General features: G+C 46.4%; 12 protein-coding genes. All 12 read left to right on the forward strand.

Annotation, left to right across the window (positions count from 1 at the left end):
- The first annotated feature begins 1 nt into the window (after window position 1).
- The 12 genes from hflC to astA all read left to right on the forward strand — a co-directional run bounded on the left by hflC (window position 2) and on the right by astA (window position 13,301).
- Window positions 2-895 (forward strand): protease modulator HflC, encoded by an 894-nt coding sequence (gene hflC, locus SHEWPOL2_RS05875; protein ID WP_037414182.1) that lies wholly within the window; start codon window positions 2-4, stop codon window positions 893-895.
- Between the two features lie 371 nt (window positions 896-1,266).
- Entirely contained in the window at window positions 1,267-1,857 is a 591-nt protein-coding gene (gene petA, locus SHEWPOL2_RS05880) for a ubiquinol-cytochrome c reductase iron-sulfur subunit (protein ID WP_037414180.1), read from the forward strand.
- A complete protein-coding gene (locus SHEWPOL2_RS05885) occupies window positions 1,857-3,071 on the forward strand; it encodes a cytochrome bc complex cytochrome b subunit (RefSeq protein ID WP_011715793.1) in 1,215 nt (404 codons plus the stop codon). Before petA ends, SHEWPOL2_RS05885 begins: the two co-directional genes overlap by 1 nt.
- On the forward strand, window positions 3,071-3,769 hold the full coding sequence (locus SHEWPOL2_RS05890; protein ID WP_037426994.1) for a cytochrome c1: 699 nt from the start codon (window positions 3,071-3,073) through the stop codon (window positions 3,767-3,769). The genes SHEWPOL2_RS05885 and SHEWPOL2_RS05890 overlap by 1 nt, the downstream gene beginning before the upstream one ends.
- A gap of 96 nt (window positions 3,770-3,865) precedes the next feature.
- Window positions 3,866-4,495, forward strand: a complete 630-nt coding sequence (gene sspA / locus SHEWPOL2_RS05895) for a stringent starvation protein SspA (protein WP_037414175.1) — start codon at window positions 3,866-3,868, stop codon at window positions 4,493-4,495.
- Window positions 4,495-4,932 carry a ClpXP protease specificity-enhancing factor gene (locus SHEWPOL2_RS05900; RefSeq protein WP_037414173.1) on the forward strand — a complete coding sequence of 146 codons (438 nt, stop codon included), beginning with the start codon at window positions 4,495-4,497 and terminating at the stop codon, window positions 4,930-4,932. Before sspA ends, SHEWPOL2_RS05900 begins: the two co-directional genes overlap by 1 nt.
- 154 nt (window positions 4,933-5,086) lie before the next feature.
- Complete coding sequence (locus tag SHEWPOL2_RS05905; protein WP_037426997.1) at window positions 5,087-5,662, forward strand: aminodeoxychorismate/anthranilate synthase component II; 576 nt, start codon at window positions 5,087-5,089, stop codon at window positions 5,660-5,662.
- Window positions 5,663-5,837: 175 nt separating this feature from the next.
- Window positions 5,838-8,318, forward strand: coding sequence for a prolyl oligopeptidase family serine peptidase (locus tag SHEWPOL2_RS05910; RefSeq protein WP_037427000.1), 2,481 nt, complete (start codon window positions 5,838-5,840; stop codon window positions 8,316-8,318).
- A gap of 199 nt (window positions 8,319-8,517) precedes the next feature.
- Entirely contained in the window at window positions 8,518-9,663 is a 1,146-nt protein-coding gene (locus tag SHEWPOL2_RS05915; protein WP_037427001.1) for an HDOD domain-containing protein, read from the forward strand.
- 55 nt (window positions 9,664-9,718) lie between these two features.
- Window positions 9,719-10,630 (forward strand): alpha/beta hydrolase, encoded by a 912-nt coding sequence (locus SHEWPOL2_RS05920; protein WP_037427002.1) that lies wholly within the window; start codon window positions 9,719-9,721, stop codon window positions 10,628-10,630.
- A gap of 308 nt (window positions 10,631-10,938) precedes the next feature.
- A complete protein-coding gene (locus SHEWPOL2_RS05925) occupies window positions 10,939-12,156 on the forward strand; it encodes an aspartate aminotransferase family protein (protein ID WP_037414164.1) in 1,218 nt (405 codons plus the stop codon).
- A 125-nt stretch (window positions 12,157-12,281) separates the two neighbouring features.
- Window positions 12,282-13,301, forward strand: a complete 1,020-nt coding sequence (gene astA, locus SHEWPOL2_RS05930) for an arginine N-succinyltransferase (RefSeq protein ID WP_037414161.1) — start codon at window positions 12,282-12,284, stop codon at window positions 13,299-13,301.
- Window positions 13,302-13,309: the final 8 nt, after the last annotated feature.

Genomic DNA, 13,309 nt, shown 5'->3' on the forward strand with positions numbered 1-13,309 from the left:
CATGGGTAGATTAAGTATTGTTCTGATCGCCGTTATATTAGGCATTGGTTTGTCATCTGTGATGGTGGTTAACGAAGGCGAACGTGCGATTGTGGCGCGCTTTGGCGAAATCGTTAAAGATAAAGTTGATGGCAAACAAGTAACACGTGTTTTCGGCCCAGGTTTACACTTTAAAGTGCCTGTGATCGATAAAGTGAAGTTGCTTGATGCGCGTATCCAAACTTTAGATGGCGCTGCAGATCGTTTCGTCACCTCTGAGAAAAAAGACTTAATGGTCGACTCCTATGTGAAGTGGCGTATTTTTGATTTCGAAAAATACTACCTCTCTACTAATGGAGGGATTAAATCGAATGCTGAGACCTTGCTGCAACGTAAGATCAACAACGATTTACGTACCGAGTTTGGTCGTCGTACGATCAAAGAGATCGTTTCTGGGCAGCGTGATGAGTTACAAAATAACGCGTTAGCGAATGCTGCTGAGAGTGCTAAAGATTTAGGTATTGAAGTTGTTGACGTGCGTGTTAAGCAGATCAACCTACCCGCAAACGTGAGTAACAGTATTTACCAACGTATGCGCGCTGAGCGTCAAGCTGTGGCTAAAGAGCACCGTGCTCAAGGTAAAGAGCAATCTGAAATTATTCGCGCTACGATTGATGCCAATGTTACAGTTAAAATTGCGGAAGCTGAGCGTAAAGCCTTAACCATTCGTGGTGAAGGTGATGCATTAGCTGCAAAAATTTATTCGGATGCTTATAACAAAGATCCTGAATTTTTTAGCTTTTTGCGTAGTTTAGATGCTTATCGTGCGAGCTTCTCCGGAAGTTCAGACGTTATGGTGTTAGAGCCAGATAGCGAATTCTTCAAATACATGAAGAGTAGTGCTACTAAGAAATAAGCGATGCTAAATCGTTCAGAATGGGCCCCAATCACTAGGGCCCATTTTTTTTATCCTAAATGAAAACAGTAAGTGACAAAGTGAGCGCTAAAAATACATTAGCAATGCATTGTTTATGCCTATCACACAGTCAATATGCTCAAAAAACAGTTCAAAACGATTAAAATTGCTTAACAGCTGTACTTTTTTTGCCCTTTTTTTAAAAAACTCGCAATCTCCCTAACTTACTTGCGTGTTTTCACTATGATCTGCTTCTAATTTTTAGCTATAATGAGCCCCGCTTCAAACTTCGATTTTTGCCCATGGTGATAACTAAGAGGCAAAAAGTCTTTGAAATATAAAAATTCCAACACCCTCTGGGAGATAAGTGGATGAGCAATGCGCCAGTCGATACCGGACGTCGCAGATTCCTGACAGCCGCAACCGCCGTAGTAGGTGGTGCTGGTGCCGTCGCTGTAGCGGTTCCTTTCATCAAGTCATGGAATCCGAGTGCCAAAGCGAAAGCTGCAGGTGCACCGGTCGAAGTAAATATCAGTAAAGTAGAGCCAGGTCAGCTGATCCGTGTTGAATGGCGAGGAAAACCTGTATGGGTTGTTCGTCGCACTGAAGCTGTGATCAATGAACTGCCAACACACGACGATAAGTTAAGAGATCCAGCGTCTGCTGAAATGCAGCAGCCTGAATATGCAACAAATCCTCTGCGCTCAATCAAGCCAGAGTATTTTATTGCTGTCGGTATTTGTACCCACCTAGGATGTTCACCCACTTATTTGCCAGATTCATTTGCTGAGCAAGTTCAAGGTGTGACTTCTGGTTTCTTCTGCCCATGTCATGGTTCTAAGTTCGATATGGCGGGCCGCGTGTTCCAAGGCGTTCCAGCTCCATTGAACCTAGTTATCCCTCCACATCAATATGTTGATGATGGCACTGTTATCATCGGTGTAGATAAAGGAGTGGCGTAATGGTTAAGAATTTAATTAATTGGATTGATGCTCGGATCCCAATGACGGCGACGTATAATCGCCATGTGGGTCAGTATGCTACGCCAACTAACTTTAACTTTTGGTACTTTTTTGGTTCGCTAGCGATGTTGGTATTGGTTAACCAATTACTGACGGGTATCTGGTTAACGATGAACTATGTACCCACAGCAGAAGGTGCTTTCGCCTCTGTTGAATACATCATGCGTGACGTAGAGTACGGCTGGTTATTGCGTTATATGCACTCAACGGGTGCGTCTGCGTTCTTTGTGGTGATCTACTTACATATGTTCCGTGGTCTGATTTACGGTTCATATCAAAAGCCTAGAGAACTGCTGTGGCTATTCGGTATGTTGATTTTCCTCGTGCTGATGGCTGAAGCCTTTATGGGTTACTTGCTGCCATGGGGACAAATGTCTTACTGGGGTGCGCAGGTAATTATTTCTCTGTTCGGTGCTATCCCTGTTATCGGTGATGACTTAACTCTATGGATCCGTGGTGACTACGTGATCTCTGGCGCCACACTGAACCGTTTCTTTGCTCTGCACGTTATCGCACTGCCATTAGTGTTAGTGGTTTTAGTGTTCTTACACTTAATCGCTCTGCACGAAGTGGGTTCAAACAACCCAGACGGTATCGAAATCAAGAAGAACAAAGACGAGAATGGCTGGCCGGTCGATGGTATTCCATTCCACCCATACTACACAGTTAAAGACATTATGGGTGTTGCGGGCTTCCTGATCGTGTTCTGTTACGTGCTGTTCTTCATCCCAGAAGGCGGCGGTTACTTCCTTGAAAAGCCAAACTTTGAAGCGGCTAACCCAATGAAGACACCTGAGCATATTGCGCCTGTATGGTACTTCACTCCGTTCTACGCCATCTTACGTGCTGTTCCCGATAAATTGGGTGGTGTGGTAATGATGGGTCTGTCGATTGCAGTACTGTTCGTATTGCCTTGGTTAGACCGTTGTAAAGTGAAGTCAATTCGCTACCGTAGCACGCTGCACAAGTTGAACATCGCTCAGTTCGCTGTATCGTTCATCGTCTTAGGTTACTTAGGCGCTGTACCTGCAACACCAGAGCTGACTATTGTTGCACGTATCTTCACTGTGACGTATTTCGGCTACTTCTTATTACTGTGGTTATACAGCAAAAATGAGAAAACTAAGCCTGTTCCAGCGAGGTTGACACACTAATGAAAAAATTACTGATTGCATTAGTTACATTGATCCCGACGCTGGCGATGGCCGCGAGTGGACACAATGTACATTTAGAAAAAGCCAATGTTGATCTGCATGATAAGGCTTCTTTAGAGCGTGGTCTGGACATGTTCCAACACTATTGCTCTGGTTGTCATAGCACTCAGTATCAACGCTATGAACGTGTGGCGAATGATCTCGGTATTTCTGCCGATGATATGCGTAGCAAGTACATGTTTACCGATGCCAAAATCGGTGAGCTGATGCAAAACGCAATTCCACATAAAGATGCGGCTAAGTGGTTCGGTGCAACACCACCAGACTTAACCTTAGTCGCACGTGTTCGTGGCGAAGATTGGGTGTATTCATACCTCAAAGGCTTCTACAAAGATCCAAGCCGCCCATTTGGCGTAAACAACACTGTATTCCCTTCTGTGGGTATGCCACATGTTCTTGAAGAACTGCAAGGCACGCCTGTTAAGCAAGAAGATGGTACAATTGTGGTTTCTGGTGGTAAGTTAAATGCTGAAGAGTATGACCAAGCGGTACGTGATATCACTGGTTTCTTAGTTTATTCAGCTGAACCTGTTAAGTTAGAGCGTCAAGCTTTAGGTTGGTGGGTGCTCGGATTCCTGTTTATATTCTTTATTGTGGCCTACCTCTTGAAGAAAGAGTATTGGAAAGATGTACACTAGGCACCAATAACGGGTAAAATATAGTATCCGCATAGTGTAAACGGGGGGCTTTGCCCCTCGTTTACTTTTGTTTTATTTCGACTCTGGAGGGTATCAATGGCTGTTGCTGCCAACAAACGCTCTGTCATGACACTGTTTTCAGGTGCTGATGATCTTTATAGCCATCAAGTCCGTATCGTGTTAGCTGAGAAAGGGGTTACTGTTGATGTTTTACAGGTCGACCCTAATGAAATGCCAGAGGATTTACTCGAAGTAAATCCTTATAACTCAGTACCTACTTTATTAGACCGTGAGCTCGTACTCTATGAGTCACGTATCATTATGGAATACTTGGATGAGCGTTTCCCTCATCCACCTTTGATGCCTGTTTACCCTGTATCTCGTGGTCAAAGCCGCTTGATGATGCATCGTATCGATACTGATTGGTACTCACTCGTCGCACGTATTCGTAAAGGTGACCGCGCAGAGGCTGCTCGTAAAGAGCTGACTGAAAGTTTACTGTCAATCGCGCCAGTATTTGCTGAAATGCCTTACTTTATGAGTGAAGAATTTGGTTTAGCGGATTGTTACCTCGGCCCATTATTATGGCGTTTGCCTGTATTGGGTATTGAGTTAGACAGCCGCGTAGCAAAAGACATCAAAGCTTACATGACACGTATTTTTGAGCGTGAATCTTTTAAAGCTTCGTTGACTGAAGCTGAACGCGAAATGCGCATGGGTATGTAATGAAAGCGTTGACTCCAAATCGTCCTTATTTACTCAGGGCTTACTACGATTGGTTGATGGATAACCAATTAACACCTCACGTTGTGGTTGATGCCTTTGTCAAGGGCACTCAAGTACCGCAGCAATATGTGAAGGATGGCCAGATTGTATTAAATATCGCGGCTGGTGCAGTGGGCAATTTGCAAATTGGTAATGAATTTGTGGAGTTCAATGCGCGTTTTGGTGGTGTACCTCAGCAGGTATTATTGCCAATGGCTTCGATTGTGGCCATTTACGCTCGTGAAAATGGCGCAGGGACTGTCTTCGATATTGAAGATGCGTACTTAGTCGAAGAGGAAGCCGAATCGGCCTTGTCTATCATTGAGACAAAAGACAAGCCAACCGAACCAACGGATGAACCGCCTAAGCGTCGTAGCCATTTAACCTTAGTCAAATAAGTTACTTGTGCTCTGATCTATACTATGGAAAGCCAGTCAATTGACTGGCTTTTTGTTTTTTAATGCTTAATCCCAAGCTAGTGCTGTGGTAGCATTTGCGCCGCATTTCAGCCGTGGAGTGCATCGACTTCCCATTTGAGCCAATGGATTTTCTATGTTGCTAATGATCGACAATTACGACTCTTTTACCTTTAACTTAGTGCAGTATTTTCAGCAGTTAGGGCAAGAGATCGTGGTTAAACGCAATGATGAAATCAGCTTAGCGGAAATCGAGGTGTTATCGCCGAGTCATTTAGTCATCTCTCCTGGCCCTTGCTCACCCAACGAAGCGGGGATTTCCTTGGCAGCAATTGAGCATTTTGCTACTCGTTTACCGATCCTTGGCGTGTGCTTAGGACATCAAGCCATGGCGCAGGTGTTTGGGGCCAAAGTCGTGCGAGCACAGCGGGTGATGCACGGTAAAGTTAGCGAGATTACCCATACTGGTGAGCGCCTGTTTAAAGGGTTAAATCAGCCATTAACGGTAACTCGCTACCATTCCTTACTGGTTGATACCATACCTGACGGTTTTGTGCTGGATGCTTGGTTTGATGACCCGAACCATGGACGCGAAATTATGGCGATGAGTCATAAAGAGTTGCCGCTCTTTGGTGTGCAATTTCACCCCGAGTCGATTCTCACCGAGCAAGGGCATGAATTGTTGGCAAATTTCTTATCTCAATCGGCTTAGGTTGAATCCAAAAAATCGATTTTGCTCTACTCTTTGTTACAAGATTTCTCCTTCATTTAAGCAAATATGTCGCTCAAGTGTGATATAACTGCCGCAAAACGATGCCTGCTCACGTACTCATGGAGTTAGCTCCAAAGTGTAACTAGGGCTGCGATAACAATAAAAGGAAGGACAAATGAACAGCGTAATGCGAAATTTGGGTTTAAGTGCGTTAGCCGTTGCGGTATTGACGAGTTGCGCCGCCACCTCAACCGAAACGGCAACTCCCACGACCACACCACAGGCTTATCAAGTCCCTTTAGCTCAGCCTCCCCAAGTTTCACAACCGCTTACGCTGAATCAAATTATGGCGAACCCCGATTGGATGGGGATTTTCGCTAAGGAAGCCTACTGGAGCGATGACAGTCAGAGCGTTTTCTTTGCGCGCCAACCCAGTGCATCGCCATTACGGAATTATTATCAGCAGGGCATTAATGACAGCCGCGCCGTTGAACTGGCCATCGATAAGCTACATGCGGCTGATCAACAGTTTGGTGTGTTCGATAGCACTAAAGCTAACAAGGCGTATCTCTACCAAGGCAATATTTTTGTTAAGCATTTAAGCTCTGGCAAAATCACCCAGCTTACCCGCCAGCGCACTGCCATCAGTGGCCTGCGTTACCTTAACAATGGCGATATCGCCTATTGGCAAGGGGATAATGTTTTCCAAATCCATCAAGACAGTGGATTAGTGGAGCAGTTGGCTGAAATCAAAATGGCGAAAGCGCCTGAAGGTGTGAAAGAACCCAGCAGCTACTTAGCCAAGCAGCAGCACAGACTCATTCAATATGTGGCGTTGCAGCAGGAAAATGCCAAAGCCAAAGAACAGTTTAAGAACGAGCTGCAAAAGAGCGATCCGACCCTCGCCGCTAACACTTGGTATCTAGGTGATGCCGAGGTGGTGTCTGAGCTAAGTCTGTCGCCAGACGGTCGCTATCTGTTTGTAGCCCTAACCGATAAAAATTACACCGGCAGCAGTGAACACGACATCATGCCAAACTACCTCGGTAGCGAAGGCTATATCGACCCTGTGCCCGTGCGTGCCCGTGTCGCGGAAGATAATCCACCAGGACAGCGCTTTGTGGTGTTAGACCTCAATGAGCATAAACAGATCGATGTAACTATCGAAGGCTTAACCGGCTTCGATGAAGACGTTTTAGCTAAGGTTAAGAGTGAAAACGCTAAAGCAAAAGGTGAGTCATATCAAAGTACTAAGGCTCCACGTAAAATCCAGCTGATGCAGGATTGGGGCTGGACTCAAAGCGCGATTCAATGGCATGAGTCTGAGAACAAATTGGCGGTGATGGTCGAAGCGACCGATAACAAAGATCGCTGGATTGCCAGTGTCGATCTGGCAAAAGGCAAGTTTATCACCGAGCATCGCTTGCATGATGATGCTTGGGTGAACTACGACTATAACCAATTTGGCTGGTTACCCGGTACGGACAGTCTGTACTATCTCTCTGAAGAAACAGGTTATTCCCAGCTTTATATCAAGGCGAACGGTGAACAGCCCCGCGCTTTGACCCAAGGTAAGTTTGTGGTGAGTGATATTACCCTATCGCCCGATGCAAACTACATCTACTACAAAGCTAACCAAAGCCACCCTGGTATTTACAATGTTCACCGTGTGAATATCGCCTCGGGCAAAAACGAGCAATTAACTCAGTGGGACGGTAATTTAGATTACAGCTTAAGCCCCGATGGCACTAAGTTGCTGCTGAATGCGTCTCGCCGTACAGAGCCGAATGAGCTTTATATTCAGCCTATTGGCGGTGAGTTAAAACAGCTCACGTCATACACCAGCGATGCCTTTAAGCAATATCCGTGGCAAGCACCCGAAGTGGTTGCAGTTCCTTCAAACCATGGCGCTGGCCAAGTGTATGCGCGGGTTTATTTGCCGCAGGGATACGACAAATCCCGCGCCGAGAAATATCCTGCCGTTGTCTTTAACCATGGCGCAGGTTACTTACAAAATGCCGATTATGGCTTTAGTGGTTACTTCCGTGAGTTTATGTTCCACAACCTACTGACTCAACAAGGTTATGTGGTGATGGACATGGATTACCGTGGTTCTAAAGGCTATGGTCGCGACTGGCGCACGGCAATTTATCGCAATATGGGGCATCCTGAAGTCGAAGATTTAAAAGATGGCGTGACTTGGATGGGCCAAAATGCCAACGTGGATATTAAGCGCGTCGGTACCTATGGCGGTTCTTACGGCGGTTTCTTAACCTTTATGTCCTTGTTTACTGAGCCGGAATTATTCCAAGCAGGCGCGGCACTGCGCCCTGTGGCGGATTGGGCACATTACAACGCGCCATACACCTCCAATATTTTAAACACGCCGGATGTTGACCCTATCGCCTATGAGCGTAGCTCGCCCATTGAACATGCCCAAGGCTTGACTAAGCCATTACTGATCATGAGTGGCGTGATGGATGATAACGTGTTCTTCCAAGATAGCGTGCGCATGGTGCAGCACCTTATCGAGCTGGAAAAACCGATGTTTGAAACGGCTATTTATCCGGTTGAGCCCCACGGTTTCCGTCAGCCATCGAGCTGGTTAGACGAATATCGCCGTATTTACAAACTCTTTGAACAAGAGCTTAAGTAAATCTCGCGAAAGTATTAAGGCCTCAATATGAGGCCTTTTTGTTGCGTGGATTTCGGCGCGAGTGAATCTAATCAAGGTTGTAAAATAGTCACTTGTTTGCTTATTGCCAAGAGGTAACCTATATGCTGAAATTGCAATGTTTTTAATGATTTTAGCGTATGCGCGCCACTTAGCACGGGCGAGATAGGAAAGGTAAACTGTGGCGATATCGGTAGCGGGCGGCGTCAGACCTGGCAAAATTTTAGAGATAGAACATAGGCTCTATCAGCAACTTATTCTCGGTAAACAAAAAGCCAGTCCTACTCTATTGGATGATTTAGACCAAGAGCTTGAGGCTGATGCTAATAAACTCGATGTCGAGCGAGAGGCGATTCTGTCGCGGCTACTCAAACAAATTCAGGCCCGCGAAGTCTTTGAGGCCATCTCAAATCAACTCACCGAAACAGTCAATAATGCCATTGAGCATCAACTGGCATCCCCAGAGTTAGTGCTGGCTAAGTCGGAGATTAACGAGTCACAGATCCTGTTGCTCGAGCTGTTGCTGGCCAAAAACCTAGATGCGACGCGGTTAAGACCTTTAATCAGTAATTTGAGCTGGTTATGCCGCGATTTAACCAATATGGTCAATAGCCCGGCATTTCGGGCACGGCGTCCACAAAGTTCCGACGTACGCGTCACCGATATCAAATTAGTAATGAATTACATTGGCATCGAAAATCTGCGTACCATTATTCCTTATTTTTGCCTGCGTAATTGGCTGCCCAGTGGCAACGCTAAGTTACTCTGGACCACCCGCAAGTTGTGGCGCTATAGCATTGTCAGCGGAATAGCAGCGAATGCGTTAGCGCAGCTTCATAATACTGACTCAGCCTTAGTTTATAGTGGTGCATTAATGAATCAGTTAGGCACCTCGGTTGTGCTTAGCTTGAGTGCGCGTTTATTTGATAAAACTTGGGGCAATTGGATCCGTGAGGCCAGCTCGAGTCGCGATAAAGAAGTATATGATGCGGTGATTGCCACTGAGTTTCCGGCCAAGGCAGTATTTGAGCAAGTGCTGGCTCACGGGCACAAACTCAATTGGCAGCTATTAGAGTTACTGAAATTTGAGCATAGCCCCTTAACCCTGTTGTTAAAGGAACTAGACCAAACCTTAACTTACCGCGAACTCTCGATGCCGGCCGCATTAGTGGCACGGGCGAATTGTTATGCTAAGGTGCTGTTGCTTGAAGAGATGCGCCAAATCGAGCCGCAGGAAAAACGCTTAATGTTCGATTATTACGAGCTCAGCGAGCAGGAAGTGCTGCGCCTAAAAGCACAGAATTATCGGAAGTTGGATCTGCTGTAATCTGCACGCCGTTCCCATCGGTGTCCAATTGCGGCACTGATGTGGAGGACGGAAAATGCCAAGCTGGCAAGCTTCTGTATTAAATACTATTTTATCCTATGTGGCACGGCCATCGATCAGCCGAGGTAAAGCCAAACTTCCCCTAAGCCAAGTACGGCAACGTTTATTAGAGCTGGATAAGCGCTGGTTGCCATGGCCTGAAAAGCTTGTTACTGCCTCAATTCCTTTACAACATTCCACACTACTGCATTATGTGCTGCTCGATGACACGCCGCGTTTGGGCAATCTATTTTACATTCGTGGCGGCGGATTCTGTTTTAAAACTCCCCATGCCCACGCAAGATTGGTGGCCGATATCAGCGAACGTTGTCGCCTCGATACGTTTATCCCGGATTATCGTTTAGCGCCGGAACATCCGTATCCTGCACCCTGTGACGATGTACTCGAGGCATACCTGCACTTAATTGAGTTGAAAGGGAGCGATAACCTAGTGCTGATGGGCGATTCTGCCGGCGGTAATTTAGCCTTAAGTCTGTTGCTCGAACTTAAAAAGCGGCATCTGCCCATGCCTAAAGCCTGTGTGTTGTTGTCACCCGCGCTGGATTTAGCGATTACCGGCGATACCGAGCTGATTTTAGGCGCGGATGACCCGTTCTTTACCATTGAGTCGCTATTGCGGCTGCGCGGGGCGTATCTTGCTGGGGCGAATCCTATGTCAGAACGGGTTTCACCTTTGCAGGGGAACTTGGCTGACCTGCCACCACTCTTAGTGATTGCCGGTACGCGTGAGCTGCTTTTACAGGACTCAGAACGACTGGTTATGCAAGTTAAGGCTAGTGGTGGCGCGGTAGAATCGCGTTTTTATCACAACATGCCCCATGTTTTTCCCCTGTTCCATCTGTTGCCCGAAGCGCTTGAGGCGAGGGAACAAATTGCGGATTTTGTGCTTTCACAGCTGATTCGTTAAAATTGTGTAGTTATTCATATTCGGTGAATAGCTAGCAAAAATAGGGGGAAATAACTTTTTTTCTGACTAAATATGCTAAATGCCTCTGGCGTAAACGCTTGTATAGTTCTTAAACTGCAATCTTTATGCACTTTGGCCTTAAGCATGGTGAATGTTGTTTGTGAAAAACTGGTATTTTGATCACAATTTCGCTAATAATGGCTATTAATAGACACAAGCATACCCTGTATCACTAACTCAAGATAAAGATACGTTGGGGACTCAGACGGCTCCCGATGCCGTTACATTTAAACAAAGGATGAAGAAGAATGAGCGTTGATATGAAGTTGAATCGTGCCCAGTTTGATGCGGTTATGGTGCCTAACTATGCGCCTGCTGCCGTGATCCCAGTACGTGGCGAAGGCAGCCGTGTATGGGATCAAGAGGGTAACGAATTTATCGATTTTGCTGGCGGTATCGCGGTAAATTGCTTAGGTCACTGTCATCCTGCCTTAGTGAATGCCTTAAAAACCCAAGGTGAAAAATTATGGCACCTGTCTAACGTAATGACCAACGAGCCTGCACTCGAGCTGGCCACTAAGTTAGTTAATAGCACATTTGCTGAGCGTGTCTATTTTGCCAACTCTGGCGCCGAAGCCAACGAAGCGGCACTGAAATTAGCCCGTCGTTATGCTTTAGAAAAATACGGCGTAGAGAAAGATGAAATCATCGCCTTCGATAAAGCCTTCCACGGCCGTACTTTCTTCACCGTGAGCGTTGGTGGTCAAGCGGCCTATTCCGATGGTTTTGGTCCAAAACCGCAAAGCATTACCCACTTACCTTATAACGATGTTGCGGCATTAGAAGCGGCCGTATCGGATAAAACCTGCGCCATCATGCTAGAGCCACTGCAAGGCGAGGGCGGTATTATTAATGCTGATCCTGCGTTCCTCAAAGCGGTGCGTGAACTGGCAAATAAACACAATGCACTGGTGATTTTCGACGAAGTACAAACCGGTGTTGGTCGTACAGGCGAACTTTATGCTTACATGGGCACCGACATAGTGCCGGATATTCTGACCACGGCTAAAGCACTTGGCGGTGGTTTCCCTATTGCAGCTATGCTGACTACCGCGGAAATTGCTGAGCACCTAAAAGTGGGGACTCACGGTTCAACCTATGGTGGTAATCCATTAGCTTGTGCTATCGGCAACGCGGTATTAGATGTGGTTAACACGCCAGAAGTGTTGAATGGTGTGAAACATCGCGAGCAATTATTACGCGATGGCTTGAACAAAATTAATGAAAAATATCACGTTTTCTCTGAAGTTCGCGGTAAAGGCTTACTGTTAGGGGCGGTTCTTAATGAACAATATCAAGGTCGTTCACGTGACTTTTTAGTGGCATCTGTTGCTGAAGGCTTAATGAGCCTGATGGCGGGGGCCAACGTAGTTCGTTTTGCACCTTCACTGGTGATCCCTGAGGCAGATATTGCAGAAGGTCTGGCACGTTTTGAACGTGCCGTGGCGAGCATCGCCGCTGCCTAAGGACCAAAGGAGTGCTGAATTTTATTCGCACTCCTTTTTTGTCAGGGAATTCTTGCAGATATCATTCCTGTCTTTTGAAGATAGGCGCATTGGTGCACTGCAAGCTTAAGTGAGGAGACACTAAGATGTTAATCATACGTCCTATTCGGGCTGGCGACTTTGAATCTCTATACCAAATTGCCGAAGAGTCTGGTCATGGTTTTACCTCATTGCCAGTCAATGCCGATTTGCTTCGGCATAAAATTGCCCGTGCTGAAGCCTCTTTTGCCAAAGTTGTCGATAAGCCCTTTGATGAAGGTTACTTAATGGTGCTCGAGGATACCGCGACCCGTGAAGTGGTCGGCACCTGCGCGATTGAAGCCGCAGTCGGTATGGAAGATGCCTTCTACCATTATCGCCTCGGAACTGAGGTGTACCATTCTGAGCAAATTGAAGTTCGCAACGAGGTGGAAACCTTAACCCTTTGTCACGATTACACCGGCGCCGCTGAGCTTTGTACCCTGTTTTTACGGGAGCCTTATCGTAAGGGGAATAATGGCCGCATGTTATCCCGCAGCCGTTTTCTGTTTTTGGCGCAGCATGCCAAACGCTTTGGCGAAACTGTGATTGCTGAAATGCGTGGTGTGAGTGATGCAGATGGTCATTCTCCCTTCTATGGTTGGTTGCAAAAAAACTTTTTAGGCATTGATTTTATTCAAGCTGACTACCTGTCTGGCTTAGGTAAAAAAGCCTTTATGGCGGAGATGATGCCCCGTAACCCTGTGTATGTTTGCCTGCTGCCAGAAGAAGCGCAAAAAGTGATCGGCGAAGTACACACTAATACGCGTCCGGCCCTAAGCTTGCTGCAGGCCGAAGGTTTTAGATGCCGCGGTTATGTGGATATTTTCGATGGTGGCCCAACGGTCGAGTGCCGTTTAACCGATATTCGTGCTGTGCGTGAAAGCCGTCTACTGACGGTCGAAATTGGTGATATGCCAGAATCCGATAAGCAATTTATTATCTCTAACACTCAATTAGCCAATTACAGAGCGACCGCAGCTTATCTCTGCGTTGATGATAAAGCTGAGCAGGTGGTAATTAGCCCAGAACTCGCCGAAGGTTTGTTACTCGCAAAAGGCGATCAAATCCGTATTTTGGCAATGTAGGAATAGCA

The organism is Shewanella sp. POL2, assembly GCF_000282755.1.
GTDB lineage: Bacteria > Pseudomonadota > Gammaproteobacteria > Enterobacterales > Shewanellaceae > Shewanella > Shewanella xiamenensis.

Excerpts from the sequence above, each read along its gene's own strand:
- hflC (WP_037414182.1), top strand. The coding sequence starts at position 2 with ATGGGTAGATTAAGTATTGTTCTGATCGCCGTTATATTAGGCATTGGT.
- petA (WP_037414180.1), top strand. The coding sequence starts at position 1,267 with ATGAGCAATGCGCCAGTCGATACCGGACGTCGCAGATTCCTGACAGCC.
- SHEWPOL2_RS05885 (WP_011715793.1), top strand. The coding sequence starts at position 1,857 with ATGGTTAAGAATTTAATTAATTGGATTGATGCTCGGATCCCAATGACG.
- SHEWPOL2_RS05890 (WP_037426994.1), top strand. The coding sequence starts at position 3,071 with ATGAAAAAATTACTGATTGCATTAGTTACATTGATCCCGACGCTGGCG.
- sspA (WP_037414175.1), top strand. The coding sequence starts at position 3,866 with ATGGCTGTTGCTGCCAACAAACGCTCTGTCATGACACTGTTTTCAGGT.
- SHEWPOL2_RS05900 (WP_037414173.1), top strand. The coding sequence starts at position 4,495 with ATGAAAGCGTTGACTCCAAATCGTCCTTATTTACTCAGGGCTTACTAC.
- SHEWPOL2_RS05905 (WP_037426997.1), top strand. The coding sequence starts at position 5,087 with ATGTTGCTAATGATCGACAATTACGACTCTTTTACCTTTAACTTAGTG.
- SHEWPOL2_RS05910 (WP_037427000.1), top strand. The coding sequence starts at position 5,838 with ATGAACAGCGTAATGCGAAATTTGGGTTTAAGTGCGTTAGCCGTTGCG.
- SHEWPOL2_RS05920 (WP_037427002.1), top strand. The coding sequence starts at position 9,719 with ATGCCAAGCTGGCAAGCTTCTGTATTAAATACTATTTTATCCTATGTG.
- SHEWPOL2_RS05925 (WP_037414164.1), top strand. The coding sequence starts at position 10,939 with ATGAGCGTTGATATGAAGTTGAATCGTGCCCAGTTTGATGCGGTTATG.
- astA (WP_037414161.1), top strand. The coding sequence starts at position 12,282 with ATGTTAATCATACGTCCTATTCGGGCTGGCGACTTTGAATCTCTATAC.